Here is a 16,203-nt window from a genome sequence, read left to right as displayed (position 1 = left end):
TAGATTTGTTTAGACTAAACTATTTAGAATCAGTATGATTACAAATTAATTAAATGGTTTGGAAAGTTCTTGATTGAAGACAGTACTTAATTTCACTATTTAGCTCAATCATGAATTTGGCGCCCGACAAGATCTCCCGTAGTTTAATCACCTCTTGTACTGTCAATATGAATATACTTTCTGAGCGGAATGGCATAATAATTTCAAAATCAAAAGTACGGTCTGAATTATAAAGCATCATCTCAATATCAATCTCTTCTACCCTTTTCTTAAACCGGAAAAAATCACGTACACTAAAGGAGGTCGTAAAACCTTGAAAATCTAACCAATAACAGTTTTTACGGCTACACTGATATACGGCGCCGTCATTGGTTTTATATACTTCCTCAAAATTTGCAAATGGACAAATCATGCCTTTATCTTTAATTTTGAACAAATCTAAATATTATTAAGAATTAATCCAAATAAAACAATCTAAAAATTAATATTTCATAAAAACGCTGCGGAACCGACTCATCGCCTAAGCGTTTGTGGGAGGGAAAGCACTCACTTGATTTGTCACAACCCCGATTATATTCCTTACCTCAAAGATGAAGCTGATTTGGTGTATAAAAAAGGTAAATTATTCTTTATCAAACGGTCGATATTCCGGAACCAGCTGCACAAGATATCACAGGGTTTATCGGTGTTGATTTTGGATTGACAGATATAACCGTTGCTTCTGATGGCGATAAACACTCCGCTGATTGGATTAATCAATACAGAGAAAAAAGACAACAGGTTCGTAGTTCTATTCAAGGCAAAGGCACACGCAGCTCCAAAAGGTTGAGCAAACGGCTTCTTAGTGGCAAAGAACGAACAACATCTGCTATTATCAACCACACCCTTTCCAAATCGATTGTAAAATCCGCTAAGGATAAAAGACAAGGGATTACTATTGAAAACCTGACTAACATCCGTTTTAGTTCGAAACCTAGAAATAAAAAGTTTAGAACAAAACTTGGTCGTTGGTCTTTTGGTCAGCTGCGTTCCTTTCTGGAATACAAATCTCTTTTGAATGGTGTTAAGTTGATCGTTGTAGCACCTCAGTACACCTCCTAAACCTGTAATTGCTGCAGATATATTGGTAAAAGAACCAATAAGGTTTTTAAGTGTACAAATAAAAATTGCAAAGTGAATGTGATTGATGCGGACTTTAATGCCGCTCAAAACATTGCTTTGCTTGGGGCTGTTGTAAATCTGCCCGAAAGATGCAATATCTATAGTTGTACTGTGCATTATTGATGTCAAAAGCCCATGCCATCACAAAGTGTGCGTGGGTAGTTTACATAACTACCTTTCAATTATAAAAAAACCCCCTATGTTCAGGGGGTTCATCATATTTTAAAACAAATTTAAATCAAAATTCTTCTTCCTGGTTCAAGACCTCTTTGTGATTACTCACATTTCCTCTGGTTTTCGTTTTCAATTTATTAATCTGTCGTCTAATGGATTCAATAGCAATATCGGTAGCCTCTTCAAAGGTCTTCGCTTGGGCCTTTGCAAACAATTGATTACCTGGCACATTAAACTTTAGTTCAACTATTTTGTTTGCTTCATCTTCTACATTTTCTAATCTTAAATAACATACTCCTTCTAGAATATTATCCAAAAACTGGTTTAATTTTTCAGATCTCTTCTTAATGAACTCAATTAGCTTAATGTCAGCATTAAATTTAATAGATTGCACTGTAATGTTCATTTTTCCTCCTTTTTTAAGCCTTTGGATGGGCCTGTTTATAAATTGTTTTTAAACGCTCGGCAGAGTTATGAGTGTAAATTTGTGTCGCTGACAACCCTGCATGTCCTAATAATTCTTTTATTGCGTTCAGATCAGCTCCATTATCCAATAGGGCCGTTGCAAACGAATGCCGCAGTACATGCGGGCTTTTCTTCTTGTGAGAAGTTATCATACTCAAATATTTATATACAATTCTATAAATTAACTTTGGGTACGCCTGTTTCCCTAACTTGGTAACGATTAAATCAGATGAAATGTTTTCAAAATTCTGAGCTTTTTTTTCCATCAAATACTTCTGTAATTCTTTGCTCAGAGTCAGATGTATTGGTACATAACGTTCTTTGTTCCTTTTTCCCAATATAAGGATTTTTTTATTATAAAAATCAATATCTGACTCCTTAATTTTTAATAACTCTGATAGTCTAATTCCTGTTCCAAACAGCAGTTCCAACACAATAAAATTTCTTAAATCCTCAAAATCAGAAACCGTTTCTTCAACATGATTTAGTAGTTGAGACATTTTTTCTTTTTGTATTACAACTGGTAGTTTTTTTGAAATTTTTAAAGCCTTCACTAAATTAATCGGATTTTTATCAATATAACCCTCTCTTTGTAAATATTTGAAATAAGATTTTAAACAAGAAATTGATCTGTTAACCGAACTCGCTTGCTTGCCTTTTTCACGTAAACCGGAAAAATAGAATCTTAAAAACTTGTAGTCAATTTCGGTGAATGTCAATTTCTCAATAGTAAGAAAATTCAAAAAATCATCAATTTCCTTTTTATAAGCTATGGCAGTATGTTCAGAATATCGTTTTTCGAATTTTAAGTAGTTAATAAATTTGTCCTTAAACATTTCCGGTTCTTTGTTTTATAAAACTATCCTCATTTGCTTGACATAACATGTCTTATTCAAGCAATATATTAAGGCGTGTCTACTCCATCATTCTATATACATTCGGGATTTCAACAAAATTATAGCAATCCTATTCATTAATCTTTTCCCTAATATAGGCTTACTTTCTTAAGAAAAGAAGTGTCCTCGTAAATCGGTTATCTAGCATTAGTTCGTATTTTTCTTTAGCAGAATTATGGTAGCATGAAAAGCTCAGCTTTCTTGTTCATAAAAAAACCCTCAAAAGTGCTGTACTTTTTTGAGGGTTTTGCAAAACCTATGGTTTCGCATTTTTATGTAATTTCCTAGTTATTAATAAACTATAATTTATCGTTTGCTCCAATTGCATTTAATTCTTCAAAAGCTTGTTTTAAACGATCAACAAAGGCTTCTTCACCTTTACGCAACCAAACACGTGGGTCATAATACTTTTTATTAGGAGAGTCAGATCCTTCTGGATTTCCAATTTGTGCTTGTAAATATTCACGATTTTTCGCTTCATAGGCTCTAACACCATCCCAATAAGCCCATTGCATATCCGTATCAATATTCATTTTAATTGCTCCATATGAAATCGCTTCCTTAATCTCTTCAGCAGATGATCCTGAACCACCGTGGAATACAAAATTCACAGGCTTTTCTGCTGTTAATTTATATTTTTCACGTATATACTCCTGAGAGTTATTTAAAATAACTGGTTGAAGCTTAACATTCCCTGGTTTGTATACTCCATGAACATTACCAAAAGCAGCGGCTACGGTGAATTTATCAGAAACTTTTGAAAGTTCTTCATAAGCATAGGCAACTTCCTCAGGTTGAGTATATAATTTAGAGCTGTCAACATCAGAGTTATCGACACCGTCTTCTTCTCCACCAGTTACTCCCAATTCAATTTCGACAGTCATACCTAATGGTTTCATACGTTCTAGGTATTTTTTAGAAATTTCAATATTTTCTTCAATTGGCTCTTCAGAAAGGTCCAACATGTGAGATGAAAACAATGGTTTGCCATTTTGCTTAAAGAACTCTTCACCTGCATCTAATAATCCATCGATCCAAGGCAATAATTTTTTGGCTGCATGATCCGTATGTAAGATAACTGCAACACCATAATGTTCTGCTAATAAGTGGACATGTTTAGCAGCAGATACTGCTCCTAAAATGCAAGCTTTCAATCCATCATTGTTTAATGTTTTACCAGCATAGAACTGAGCGCCTCCATTTGACAACTGAATAATTACAGGGGAATTAACAGCCTTTGCTGTTTCCATTACCGCATTAATTGAATTAGTCCCAATTACATTAACCGCGGGCAATGCAAATTTATGTTTCTTAGCAATCTCAAATACTTCTTGTACTTGATCTCCGGTTAAAACACCTTTGAAATCTTTTAGGCTCATAGTTTATTCTTTCTAATATTCTTTAATTAGAATAAAGATATAGTTTTTTTATTACTTGAAAAAATATAGTGTAAAAAATACACTATCAAAAACTTTTATCCAGATTAAATTTTAAAAACGATTTTAATTTTAATTGATATCTTTAGCTATTCAAACAACAAACTAATATGTTACAGGTCTACGGAATTAAAAATTGCAACACAGTAAAAAAAGCAATTGATTGGCTAAAAGAAAATAATAAAGATTTTATTTTCCATGATTACAAGAAAAATCCTGTCTCCTTAGAAAAACTTCACGAATGGGAAAAGGAAATTTCCTGGGAAAAATTAATAAATAAGAAGGGAACGACTTGGAAGAAATTAACGTCCGAAAGGCAATCATCAATCGTCGATTCTCAAAGTGCGAATGGTGTAATGATGGAAAATAACAGTATGATAAAAAGGCCATTAATTGAATCTAAAAATGGGATTCTTTTGGGGTTTGATGAACAAGAATATAAAACTAAATTATAATATTATCGATGAAAAGAACAAACTTAAATTTCATTCTGGTACTTTTCCTTGCCAATACTTTTCTAATTCAAGAGGGATTCGCTCAAAAAGCAGAAAGTAAATATGATTATACGATGGCCTTTAGCCCTGTATTTTATAATAACAATGGCTCCCCATATCGGTCAGCCTCAGGAAAACCAGGTCATGCTTACTGGCAAAACCAAGCCAGTTATGATATCAAAGTAAATTTGGATGATAAAACAAATGTAGTTAGTGGAACTGTTAAGATTTTTTATACAAATAATAGTCCTGATGAATTAGAATTTATCTGGCTACAGTTAGAGCAAAATTTATTCAACAAAGAATCTATAGGTCAGTCAGTAGTTCCCTTGTCTAACAGTAGATATGGTAAGGCTGGATCTGATTTTAATGGTGGGTACACTATTGAAAAGGTTTTGGGTAATCATTCCAAAGAATTGGACCATACAATCAATGATACCCGGATGCGTATTGAGCTACCGGAGCCACTAGCTGCCGGAGGAGGAAAAACTGAGATAAGTATGGATTTTTCGTATACAATTCCTGAATACGGTGCAGACAGGACAGGTATTTTAGGAACGGAAAATGGAGACATCTATGCTATAGCACAATGGTATCCAAAAGTGTCGGTATATGATGATATTCAAGGATGGAATGCATTACCTTATACAGGGCCTGGTGAATTTTATTTGGAATATGGAGACTTTAATGTTGAAATCACGGCACCCGCAGATCATATTGTAGTTATGGGTGGAGAGTTATTAAATCCTCAGGAGGTTTGGACAAAGGAACAATTGGATCGTTATAATAAAGCTAAATCCAGCGATCAGACGGTAGTCATTAGGTCTGCTGAGGAAGTCGTTAGTTCAAATTCTAGGCCTAGGAAAAACACCTTGACTTGGAAATATAAATTAGCTAATTCACGTGATGTCGCTTGGGCAAGTTCAAAGGCATTCATTATTGATGCTGCTCAAATTAATTTACCAAGTGGTAAAAAATCCTTAGCGTTATCAGCCTATCCAACAGAAAGTAATGGTGGAAATGCATGGGAACGTTCTACCGAATATACTAAGGCATCCATTGAATACTATTCAAAAAAATGGATGGAATATCCATATCCAATTGCCGTAAATGTTGCTTCGAATGTTGGAGGGATGGAATATCCCGGAATTGTTTTTTGTGGAAATAGAGCAAAAGCGGGCAGTTTGTGGGGAGTAACAGATCACGAATTTGGTCACATTTGGTTTCCAATGATTGTTGGATCTAATGAACGGTTATACGCATGGATGGATGAAGGTTTCAATACATTTATCAATGAACTTTCCACTGAGGCGTTTAATAAAGGTGAATACCACAAAAGGATGGGAGATCGAAATGCCATGGGTAAAGTACTCATGAACCCCAATCTAGAACCTATTATGTCAAGCCCTCAAGCCATGCGGGAAAGACATATTGGACTCCTCGCCTATTATAAGCCTGGATATGCCTTACGTATTCTTCGTGATGAGGTCATTGGTCATAAACGTTTTGATGCAGCTTTCAAAAAATATATTGAATACTGGGCATATAAACACCCTACACCAGAAGATTTCTTCCGAGTGATTGAAAACGAAACTGGAGAGAACTTAAATTGGTTCTGGCGCGGCTGGTTTATAAACAATTGGTCACTCGATCAGGCGATTGAAGAAATAAATTATGTCAACCTTGACCCTGCTAAAGGTTCGGAAATTACAATTTCAAATCTACAACAAATGGCAATGCCAGTTGTTATAGAAGCAACAACTATAAGTGGCAAAAAAGTTCGTCACAAACTTCCGGTTGAAGTTTGGGAAAGAAATACTTCTTGGAAGTTCATTCTTAATACTACGGAAAAACTAAAAAGTGTAAAAATAGACCCAGATAATGTTTATCCTGATATCAATCCTGAAAACAACATTTGGACTACAAAATAAAAGATGAGAAAATATAAATTAATTGCATTATTAATAGGAATATTATTAACCAATCTGACATGTACCTTTGCGCAAGAAATCAAGGGTATTGTTTTCGACCTAGAGAGTAGTCAACGAATAAAAGATGTTCAGATTAAAAATCTAAGAACCAACAAACAAGTGTTCTCTGATCAAGATGGAAATTTCACAATAGAAGGTAAAAAAAATGATTTTTTAACCTTATTGGCTAAAGGATATGATCGCGATACAGCATTTATATATGAGGATGGAGTATCTAGAATATATTTAATCAGAGATAATAGCACGATTTTAATTGATGAGGTGGTTGTATCTAAAATAACAGATAGCCGTATAACTCGTGAAATTGAACGAGCAAAGAACAATAGTAAAGCTGTTGAGACTAGTCAATACCGAGGCGGAATACGGATTTCACCTTCTAGATTATTTGGTAAATCTGCCAAACAAGCTAGGAATGCCATAAAAATCTTAGAGTTGGAAAGAGATCAAAGAAATGTAGATCGAGTATTTACTAATGACCTTATTCTTTCTTTATTACCTCTGACTAGCGATGAACTACCACTATTTAAGGAAAGGTTTAGACCGAGCTATGCATTCATAAAGGGTGCAAGCAAAGAAGACTTAACAGCCTATATTCTGGATTCTTTTGCTAAATACAAAAAGAAATAAGATAATTTAATTTGCAAGCAAGGCGACAGAAATATTCAAAATTCTACGCCTTGCTTCTCTCCTTCAATTTATCTAAGAGTCATTTTTAAAGTATAGTTACTTTTAAATGAATAGTCTTACACCTCACTTATGTGTTCTTCAGTTTGCTTAATTTAAGATAGCCTATTTCTAAATTATCTTCTAGTAGATCATTCTGTATTGTAATTTGTAAACTATAAAGGTCTTTGAAGGTTGGAGGTAATAAATCTTTAACCTCATAGATATCATCTACGTCAATTCCATATTTATCATCAATGTGGGAAGATTCATGATGTTTCCAAAAGGCAGTTTCTTTTGCAATTCGTGTCGCATCTCCTAAATTAGCAGCAACAACTAATTGCTTGTAGTGATATTCTTCCATATCGTTCGGTTTATATCCTCCAAGATTTACAAAAAACAACTTAAATTCTTGCGTGTCCTTCACATCATTCTTAGGAATAATTTTAATTCCATATCCTCCCACCTTTGTAACAGAGCGCCAAGAATCTATATGCATCTTATCGACTAAATCTGGCCAAAAATCATTTAAATCAGGAATTAAATCCTTGAGTTGTTTCCCAATCCCAAAAAAAACATCATGTTGTTCAATAAATCTACCTTCTGGTTTCCCTCCTATCACAAGCATATATAGAGTCATTTCGCTAATTTTATGTATTGAATTAATTTAAACCTTCATTTATCTGATAGGTTTGTTTTAGATACTTCTATTGTATCCTTCCCGAATTAAGCAAACTACTCACACACGCTTAGGCGATGAGTCTGTTTACGCAGCATTTTTATTAATGACCAAGCTTAAGAAATATTTTTCATAAATTAATCACCTTTTAATTTTCCACAACTAGAAGAAATTATTCTCAATGACGGCAATACTAAGGAATTTTTTGATAATTAAACCCAACACATCTATTTAAGACAATTTTGTCTTAAATAGCGGAATATCACTATATTTGTAAATAATAACTTGTTAAATATTTTAAAGACAGTCAAACTTAGTGTCATATAGAAGATTAAAGTAAATACAATAAATCCTTTTATTATAGCACAATTTATAATGGTCATCCATAAAAATGAAATGGAAAGCCGTCACTTTTCAATCTAATTCAAAAAGCATGAAGGTGAAAAAGTCTTTTGAACTTTTAGAATTCAACCTCATTAAAATAAATAAAATACAAAGATCCATGACGATAAATACAGAAATGAACGATATAAGCTGCCTCGATGATGTAAAAATTTTGGTAAATAATTTTTATAGCAAAATTAGACAAGATAAATTGTTAGGTCCAATTTTTAATGTAGTTATTCAAGATCGATGGGATGAACATTTAGAAAAAATGTATAGGTTTTGGCAAACAGTATTATTAGACGTTCATAGTTATTTTGGTAGCCCTTTTCCTCCACATGCAAAGTTGCCAATTACAAAGGAACATTTTAATCAATGGCTGCTATTGTTTAAAAGCACGGTTGACGAATTATATCAAGGTGAACTAGCAGATAAGGCCAAGTGGCAAGGAGAACGAATGGCTGAAATGTTTGAATTTAAAATATCCTATCAAAAGTCAAAAAACTAGATAACTGCTGAACAGACATCTTGCCAATTTAAATCTATTTTTTTGGTAGCCATTCATTAAAAAAATGAATTACCTTTCCTTTGTCATATCCTTTTCCTGCCTCAAGATCGCCACTTGCTCGCGTTGTGAGAACTTTACCTTGATGATCCAAAACAATAAAGAAGGGATAACCAAACTCTTTCCCTTTATCTTTGGCATACCTATTAAATACATTTTCATTCTTGTTCTCAGGAGAATAATTTAAGTGATAGTATAGAAAATTTTGATCTAAAAGTTCCTGAATATCAGATGTTTTCTGAATAAAATTATTAAAACGTAAGCACCATATACACCAATTACCACCGGCTTGAATGATGATGTTCTTCTTGTCTCTTTTTGAAATATTTACTAAACTATCAATATCTCCTTGCGCGTTTGCATCAGGATGATATGGTTTCATTAATTCGGCAAATTCTGGATTAACTTCTTTATTTTGTGCAATACTAGAAGAAATATTAATCGCAGAACTTATAATAATTATAACTAGAATTTGAGTCAGTTTTTTCATGTTCAATTTATATTCAAGAATTCGAAAAAGCTAATTTAGAAATTCTAAATTAAAACCGTCATAGAATATTAATATATGTATTATAGTTTGCTATTATTCCATTCATATTACAGATGGGTGATTATTTTTGTGCTGATTTTTCAATCCCTTTGGATATTTCAAGGTCATCTTTCGAAAAAAACATTTTCTTCAGAACATTATTTCATAATGCTATTCCTAACTTTTCTATATGATATTCAATTCATAATAGGATTTCTTTTATATTTCAATAGCCCTCTTGTGAAGTCGTTTTGGCTTAATATACCCGAAGGCTTAAAAATAAGAGACGTTCGCTTTTTTGGAATTGAACATATTACTATGATGAGCATTGGAATTATTTTAATAAATTTCTTCACAGTATCAGTCTATAAAAAAATTGGAAATTTAGGGTTTACCTATTTATGGAAAAGATACGTTGTAATCGCTATTATATTCTTTAGCGCAATTCCATGGTCATTTTCAATTTTTACAAGTAGACCAAATTGGAGGTGAGTCATTTTTTGATTAAATTGGTTAAACTATTGACAAAAAACTTGTTTATTTTCATAAACCGAATAATACGATCAAATATCTAACAAGCCGAATTTTCGAAAGATCATTCTGAGCGGAAAAATTGAAAGATAATTATAAGCAAATAAGACTTATTTCCAACCGCCTCCCAAAGATCGATATAAATCAATATACGATTCCAAATGCGCTTGGTTAAGCTCGACTAATGCGATATCACTGTCTAAAGCATTCCCGTGTGCAGTTATAACCTCTAAATAAGTGGCATAATCACTTTTAAATAAAAGGATTGCATTTTTTACCGCCTTTTCAGAGTTTTCAACTCTAAGTTCAGCAAAATCAATTTGCTCCCTCAGTTTATCTACAGTGATTACCGCATTCGAAACTTCAGAGACGGCTTCAGAAACGGCTCGTTGAAAACCTATTTCTGACTTATCTCTTTCTATTTTAGCAATTTCCCACTGCATTTTTAATTTCTTCCTTTTAAATATCGGAGAAGTTAAGCTGCCTCCAATTCCTCCTAACAAAGACCCTGGTATTGAAAACCAATTACTTGGCAGCATCGAGTTGACTCCAAAAACTCCTTCCAATGTTAAGGAAGGATAACGCATTGTCTGTTTGATATTGACATTCGAATTAGCAGCAATTAGTTCTAACTCTGCTTGACGAATATCTGGTCTATTTCGAATAATTTCCAAAGGAGCGCCTAAAGATATATCGCTATTTTCAGTTATTAGATCTTCATAAGTAGTTCCGCGTTCGATCTTACCTGGAATTTGCCCTGTTAAAACCCGCAAAGCATTTTCTTGAAGAAGAATCTCCATTTCAAGTTCAGGGACTAAAGAAGCGGCAATCAGACGTTGTGATTCGGTTTGTTGAATAGCTAGAGCTGAAATTTCTCCTGCCTGGTATTGCAGTTTAATCATCTGTAAGGTGCTATCATTAAGCTGAAGATTTCGTTTTGCCACCTCTATCTTAGCATCTAAGATGAGCAAATTGAAATATCCCTTTGCAACATTCGCAATTAAATTAGTTTGGATTGCATTCCTTGCCTCTGTTGTGTTTAAATATTCGGCTGTAAGTTGATCTTTTGCATTGCTAATTTTACCCCAGACATCAATTTCCCAACTAAAAGCTATTTCAGAGCCAAATTGAGATAAATAGGTAAACATAGAAGATCCTGGTTCAATGCCTTTTTCACTATGCCACCTACTTGAGGGGGAAGATCCATAATTTTCAGATCGATATTGTTTGTTTGCGCTAGCAATTGTTGCATCTACCTCTGGAAGATAATTCAACTTATTTTGGTTACGTTGTTTATTTGCAATTTGAATATTTAAAAGGGCGGTTTTTACATCATAATTATTTGCCAAAGCCGTATCAATTAAGTCTTTTAAAATCTGATCATGGAAGAAATCCTTCCATGAGATTTGACTGATACTGGTTGTATCTCCAAAATATGTAAGCGTATCACCCCTGAATTGATCGGGTAAATTTAAACTAGGTTGCATATATTTTTGACCAATTTTACATCCTTGAATAAGTAACAATGCTACACAGATACACGTTACAAATATTTTTGATAGTCGTAAATTTTTCATGAATTTTTTTATTCTTGATCCGTTTTAATTCTATTTTTCACTTTTTCGTCAAGAGTTTTGAAGACAACGAATAACATTGGAATTACAAAAACGCCAAACACAACTCCAACTAACATTCCTCCAGCTGCACTGAAGCTTATGGAGTGGTTCCCAATAGCCGATGGCCCAACGGTCCACATTAATGGAATTAGACCTGCAACAAATGCTAAACTTGTCATCAAAATCGGTCTTAAGCGTAGTTTAGCTCCATTGATTGCTGCATCCACTATACTCATTCCTCTTTCTCGTTCTTGAACAGCAAATTCAACAATTAAAATTGCATTTTTCGCAAGGAGCCCGATTAACATTATTAATCCAACTTGGACATAAATATTGTTTTCTAAGCCGACCAATCCAATTGATGCATACACTCCTATTAGGCCGACTGGGATAGACAACAATACTGCCCATGGCAAAATATAACTTTCATATTGAGCAGATAGTAAGAAATAAACGAAGAGAATGCTTAGCGCGAAAATAAGTAGAGTTTGGGATCCAGATTGACTTTCTTCATAACTCATTCCTGTCCACTCGTAACCATAATTACCTGGCAAGTTCTCTTCTGCATGTCGCTCAATAGCTTCCATAGCATCACCTGTACTATAACCTGTAGCTGGTTCGGCATTTACAATAATGGCATTATATAAATTATATCGCGTAATGGTTTCTGGTCCAACAATCTTTTCTAAGGTTAACACGGTATTAATTGGAACCATATTACCGCTTTTGTTTCTAACAAATATGGAATTAAAAGATTCGGGGTCTTTTCTGAAATCAAAATCAGATTGAACATATACACGGTACTGCCGACCAAATCTATTAAAATCACTTGTTTGAACACGCGCAAAATAGGAACGAATTGTGGACATTAAACTATTAATTTCTAATCCTAAAGATTTTGCTTTAACAACATCAATATTCACTTCATATTGTGGGAAATTAGATTTAAAGCTTGTATATGCATTACCAATCTCCGGTAACTGATTAATTTCATTGATAAAGGAATCAGCAATTACATTGAAGTCTCGAATATCACCTCCTAGCCGATCCTGGAGAACCAACTCCATCCCCGCAAAATCGCCAAAGCCTTGTACAGTGGGTCTTGAAAAAACAGTGAAATTTGCTTCATGTAAGACGGACAAATCGCTTCGAACTGAATCCATAAATTCATTTATATTGTGAAAATTTTGTCGTTCCGTGTGAGGGACTAACGTAATATAACCTGCGGCAAAAGCGGGACTAGAACTAGCATTCAAGGCATTATACCCAGAAACAGTTGTCATTCCTTCAACATCTTTACGTTTTTTTAGAATACTGTCCGCCTTATGAAGAATTTCTGTTGTACGAGCTAAGGAAGCCCCTGGAGGCATAGATAAATTGTATGTTACAAATCCATCATCTTCAGTTGGAATAAATGATTTTGGAGTTTTAATCATGGAAAAAACGCCGAGAGCAGTTATTATAATAAGTCCACTCCAAGCTATTTTTTTATTTTTAATTAATAATCCAACGGCAGCAATATATTTATTGGTTAACTTATCGAAGGATACATTGAATGCCTCAAAGAAACGATCTTTATATTTATTAAACTTATTTTTATTTCCTGTATCATTCTCTGCTACACTTTTAGGTGTTTTTAAAAGTAATGCACATAATGCGGGACTTAATGTTAAAGCATTTAATGCTGAAATAAGAATAGCTGTGGCCAATGTATAGGCAAATTGTCTATAGAAAATACCAGCGGGACCTTCCATAAAACCTACTGGAAGAAAAACTGCTGCCATTACCATTGTTATTGAAAGTATGGCTCCTGTTATCTCAGACATGGTGGAAAGCGTGGCCGCCTTGGCTTTCATACCTGTTGCATGCATTTTCTGATGAATCGCTTCTACAACAACGATGGCATCATCAACAACAATTCCAATTGCCAAAACCAAGGCAAACATCGTCAGTATATTTAATGAAAAGCCAAACAATTGCAAGAAAAAGAAAGTACCAATTAAAGAAACGGGAACAGCAATAGCAGGTATCAGAGTCGATCTAAAATCCTGCAAAAAGATAAAGACTATAAGAAATACAAGTATAAAAGCCTCAAACAATGTACTTTTTACCTGATTGATAGATTCATCAATTTGATCTCGTACTGAATAAGTAATTTCATAATCAATACCATCAGGAAATGTTTTAGCCTGTTCTGCTAATACCTTTCTAACCTCAACATCAATATCATGTGCATTTGAACCACTGGTTTGGGTTAAATTGAGCGTTAAACCTGGATAGCCGTTAACCTTATTATCAGAATTCAAATTTGTTGCCCCAAATTCAACCCTAGCCACATCTTTTAAATAAAGGACCGAACCATCTCTATTGGTCTTAATGACCACATTTTGAAATTCTTCAGGCTGTGTAAATCTACCTTTATGTTTTATTACAGTTTCAAATACCTCATCGGAGGTTTCTCCAAACTTACCAGGTGCAATTTCGAAATTTTGATCTTTAATAGCCTCACTTACATCTTTTGGCACTAAATTATAAAGCGCCAATTTCTCTGGATTTAGCCAAACCCGCATTGCATAATCTCTTGCTCCCAATCTTGAGACTTGTGCTACTCCATCCACACGAAGTAAAGGGCGCATTAAATTAATCTGTGCATAAGCTTGTAAAAAGGTTTCATTGTAAATACTATCTTGGTGATTTGAAAATAAATTAATCGTCATGATCACCCCACTTTGTCGAGGCATGGTGGTTATCCCTGCTTCATTAACTTCTGCAGGAATAGCACTAATTGCTTTAGATATTCGTGTTTGTACATTTACAGATGCCAAATCCGGGTTAGTACCCGTTTTAAAAAAGACGGTAACAGATCCAGAACCTGAGTTAGACGCAGTGGATTTAATGTAGGTCATGTCCTCAACACCATTAATCGCCTCCTCTATGGGAAGCAATACACTTGAAGCAACAGTTTCAGCCGTTGCACCAGGATAACTTAGAGAAACAACAACACTTGGTGGTGCAATTTCTGGAAAACGCGTGACTGGAAGCAATTTCATACCCACGAACCCTAAAATCACTAATAGAATTGAAACTACAGTAGCAAGCACTGGACGGTTAATGAATGTTTTAAGCATAAAAAGGATTGTTTTGAGCAAAATGAATTCTTACCTCTTCGATTTCGAAGAAGAAATTATTTACATCAAATCTATTTTGAATTTATTTTTGTTGAGCAATAGGCATAATGGTCACACCTTCGGATAATTTATCAAAACCACTTAGGATTACCCGATCACCAATCTCTAACCCTTGTGAAACGATGAAGTTGTCTTTGCTTCTACCAGCCAATTTTACATTCCTACGTTTTGCTTTATTATTTTTATCCAATACGAAAACAAATGTTTTATCCTGTAGTTCATTGGTTGCTATTTGAGGAATTTGTAAAACCCCTTGTTTTACCTCAGCGATTTTTAGTGTACCCGAACTTCCGGATCGAAGAATGTTTTCCGGATTCGGAAAAGTTGCACGAAGGGAAATGGCTCCAGTTGTTCTGTCCACCTGGCCATTCACAGCATCAACTACACCTCTAGAATGATATTCCTCACCATCCGATAAAACCAAAGTGACTTCAGGAAAAGTCAGTCTTTTTAATTTATCGTATTTGATTCCATCAACACTATCTTTTTTTGCCTGAGCTTTAGAAAAATACAAAAAATCAGATTCATTCATTGCAAAATAAATGTAAACTTCTTGTATGTCAGACAAAAAAGTTAAAGGGTCTTTATCTCCTTTTGTAATTAAGTTACCAATTCGTTTAGGGATTCGACCTATATATCCACTCACTGGTGCTTTAATTATTGTAAAGTCTTTACTTAATTGTGCCGATCTTACTTCAGCTCCGGTTTGATCCAAATTGGCTTTTGCAACTTGATAATCAGATTCAGCAGCTGCTAATCGAACCTCAGAAATTACTTCATTCTCAACCAATGGTTTTAATCGGTCTACTTCTAGTTTGGCATTTTTAAGTTTAGCCTTCGCCACATTTTGTTTCGCAATTGTATTGTTCAAGTCTTCTTGATAAAAAGAGGGATCTATTTTAAAAAGCTTCTGCCCTTTTTGAACAAAAGAGCCCTCATCTACATATATTTCTTTAAGAAGACCTTCCACTTGAGGACGAACCTCTACATTGACTTTCCCCTCAATTGTCCCTAAGTAGTCTTTTACAGTCACTGCATCAGATTTAGTGACGGTGTAAACGGGTAGCGCTAATGCTTTATTGTTATTTTCTTTATCTTTTGATTTAGACTCAGAACAACCTGAAAATAAACAAATTGCACTCGTTAAAAAGACAGTTCCAGTTAAAATTGAGGATTTTAATTTCTTCACAATAATTAATACATTTAATACAACCAATTCGTAATATTCTCATTACAATTCATACTAATTAACGTATTATTGAAAAATTATTGCACCGTTTAACATTTGTTAACATATAATATCTCTTTGATTAAAAAAAATACAATATATGATTTCATGATAACCAACTGATTTTCAAACTAAAGTCTTAATCAAACTGCGTTGAAATAAATTATGAAATTATTTTGTTAAAAATTTAGGCTTAATAGATA

The 16,203-nt window shown here is 33.9% G+C and carries 14 protein-coding genes; 5 read left to right on the top strand and 9 right to left on the bottom strand.

The window, feature by feature from the left end; all coding sequences use genetic code 11:
* Positions 1-49: 49 nt before the first annotated feature.
* Complete coding sequence (locus AC6CHH_RS02180; RefSeq protein ID WP_498279266.1) at positions 50-412, bottom strand: DUF6686 family protein; 363 nt, start codon at positions 410-412, stop codon at positions 50-52.
* 287 nt (positions 413-699) lie between these two features.
* On the opposite strand from AC6CHH_RS02180, the gene AC6CHH_RS02175 reads away from it, so the two are divergent.
* Positions 700-1,101 carry an IS200/IS605 family accessory protein TnpB-related protein gene (locus AC6CHH_RS02175; protein WP_498279264.1) on the top strand — a complete coding sequence of 134 codons (402 nt, stop codon included), beginning with the start codon at positions 700-702 and terminating at the stop codon, positions 1,099-1,101.
* Between the two features lie 298 nt (positions 1,102-1,399).
* Here the strand turns inward: AC6CHH_RS02175 and AC6CHH_RS02170 are convergent, their stop codons facing one another.
* From AC6CHH_RS02170 to fbaA, 3 genes are all read right to left on the bottom strand, one after another.
* Positions 1,400-1,741 carry an HPF/RaiA family ribosome-associated protein gene (locus tag AC6CHH_RS02170; RefSeq protein ID WP_498279262.1) on the bottom strand — a complete coding sequence of 114 codons (342 nt, stop codon included), beginning with the start codon at positions 1,739-1,741 and terminating at the stop codon, positions 1,400-1,402.
* Between the two features lie 13 nt (positions 1,742-1,754).
* Entirely contained in the window at positions 1,755-2,636 is an 882-nt protein-coding gene (locus tag AC6CHH_RS02165) for a tyrosine-type recombinase/integrase (protein ID WP_498279260.1), read from the bottom strand.
* A gap of 359 nt (positions 2,637-2,995) precedes the next feature.
* A complete protein-coding gene (gene fbaA / locus AC6CHH_RS02160) occupies positions 2,996-4,075 on the bottom strand; it encodes a class II fructose-bisphosphate aldolase (RefSeq protein ID WP_498279258.1) in 1,080 nt (359 codons plus the stop codon).
* 167 nt (positions 4,076-4,242) lie between these two features.
* On the opposite strand from fbaA, the gene AC6CHH_RS02155 reads away from it, so the two are divergent.
* From AC6CHH_RS02155 to AC6CHH_RS02145, 3 genes are read left to right on the top strand one after another with little or no spacing between them, the layout of a single operon-like run.
* A complete protein-coding gene (locus tag AC6CHH_RS02155; RefSeq protein WP_498279256.1) occupies positions 4,243-4,587 on the top strand; it encodes an ArsC family reductase in 345 nt (114 codons plus the stop codon).
* Positions 4,588-4,595: 8 nt separating this feature from the next.
* Positions 4,596-6,557, top strand: a complete 1,962-nt coding sequence (locus tag AC6CHH_RS02150; protein ID WP_498279254.1) for a M1 family metallopeptidase — start codon at positions 4,596-4,598, stop codon at positions 6,555-6,557.
* 3 nt (positions 6,558-6,560) lie between these two features.
* The gene (locus AC6CHH_RS02145) at positions 6,561-7,244 is read left to right on the top strand and encodes a peptidase associated/transthyretin-like domain-containing protein (protein ID WP_498279252.1); all 684 of its coding nucleotides are present in this window, start codon (positions 6,561-6,563) and stop codon (positions 7,242-7,244) included.
* 127 nt (positions 7,245-7,371) lie between these two features.
* Here the strand turns inward: AC6CHH_RS02145 and AC6CHH_RS02140 are convergent, their stop codons facing one another.
* Positions 7,372-7,920, bottom strand: a complete 549-nt coding sequence (locus AC6CHH_RS02140) for a DUF1543 domain-containing protein (protein WP_498279250.1) — start codon at positions 7,918-7,920, stop codon at positions 7,372-7,374.
* A 430-nt stretch (positions 7,921-8,350) separates the two neighbouring features.
* On the opposite strand from AC6CHH_RS02140, the gene AC6CHH_RS02135 reads away from it, so the two are divergent.
* A complete protein-coding gene (locus tag AC6CHH_RS02135; protein WP_498279248.1) occupies positions 8,351-8,851 on the top strand; it encodes a group III truncated hemoglobin in 501 nt (166 codons plus the stop codon).
* Between the two features lie 34 nt (positions 8,852-8,885).
* Here AC6CHH_RS02135 and AC6CHH_RS02130 read toward each other — a convergent pair whose 3' ends face one another.
* The 4 genes from AC6CHH_RS02130 to AC6CHH_RS02115 form a co-directional block, all read right to left on the bottom strand.
* Positions 8,886-9,398 carry a thioredoxin family protein gene (locus tag AC6CHH_RS02130; protein WP_498279246.1) on the bottom strand — a complete coding sequence of 171 codons (513 nt, stop codon included), beginning with the start codon at positions 9,396-9,398 and terminating at the stop codon, positions 8,886-8,888.
* A gap of 680 nt (positions 9,399-10,078) precedes the next feature.
* Positions 10,079-11,545 carry a TolC family protein gene (locus tag AC6CHH_RS02125; protein WP_498279244.1) on the bottom strand — a complete coding sequence of 489 codons (1,467 nt, stop codon included), beginning with the start codon at positions 11,543-11,545 and terminating at the stop codon, positions 10,079-10,081.
* 8 nt (positions 11,546-11,553) lie between these two features.
* On the bottom strand, positions 11,554-14,712 hold the full coding sequence (locus AC6CHH_RS02120) for an efflux RND transporter permease subunit (protein WP_498279242.1): 3,159 nt from the start codon (positions 14,710-14,712) through the stop codon (positions 11,554-11,556).
* 82 nt (positions 14,713-14,794) lie between these two features.
* Positions 14,795-15,961, bottom strand: a complete 1,167-nt coding sequence (locus AC6CHH_RS02115; protein ID WP_498279240.1) for an efflux RND transporter periplasmic adaptor subunit — start codon at positions 15,959-15,961, stop codon at positions 14,795-14,797.
* Positions 15,962-16,203 lie beyond the last annotated feature (242 nt).

Source organism: Sphingobacterium sp. GQ94 (genome assembly GCF_059758715.1).
The sequence above is the reverse complement of the archived record's forward strand: the minus strand, read 5'-3'. Positions and strand labels throughout refer to the sequence as shown.

Coding starts and splice junctions, on each gene's coding strand:
- AC6CHH_RS02140 (WP_498279250.1), bottom strand. CDS start 7,920: ATGACTCTATATATGCTTGTGATAGGAGGGAAACCAGAAGGTAGATTT.
- fbaA (WP_498279258.1), bottom strand. CDS start 4,075: ATGAGCCTAAAAGATTTCAAAGGTGTTTTAACCGGAGATCAAGTACAA.
- AC6CHH_RS02180 (WP_498279266.1), bottom strand. CDS start 412: ATGATTTGTCCATTTGCAAATTTTGAGGAAGTATATAAAACCAATGAC.
- AC6CHH_RS02130 (WP_498279246.1), bottom strand. CDS start 9,398: ATGAAAAAACTGACTCAAATTCTAGTTATAATTATTATAAGTTCTGCG.
- AC6CHH_RS02150 (WP_498279254.1), top strand. CDS start 4,596: ATGAAAAGAACAAACTTAAATTTCATTCTGGTACTTTTCCTTGCCAAT.
- AC6CHH_RS02125 (WP_498279244.1), bottom strand. CDS start 11,545: ATGAAAAATTTACGACTATCAAAAATATTTGTAACGTGTATCTGTGTA.
- AC6CHH_RS02165 (WP_498279260.1), bottom strand. CDS start 2,636: ATGTTTAAGGACAAATTTATTAACTACTTAAAATTCGAAAAACGATAT.
- AC6CHH_RS02155 (WP_498279256.1), top strand. CDS start 4,243: ATGTTACAGGTCTACGGAATTAAAAATTGCAACACAGTAAAAAAAGCA.
- AC6CHH_RS02170 (WP_498279262.1), bottom strand. CDS start 1,741: ATGAACATTACAGTGCAATCTATTAAATTTAATGCTGACATTAAGCTA.
- AC6CHH_RS02120 (WP_498279242.1), bottom strand. CDS start 14,712: ATGCTTAAAACATTCATTAACCGTCCAGTGCTTGCTACTGTAGTTTCA.
- AC6CHH_RS02135 (WP_498279248.1), top strand. CDS start 8,351: ATGAAATGGAAAGCCGTCACTTTTCAATCTAATTCAAAAAGCATGAAG.
- AC6CHH_RS02145 (WP_498279252.1), top strand. CDS start 6,561: ATGAGAAAATATAAATTAATTGCATTATTAATAGGAATATTATTAACC.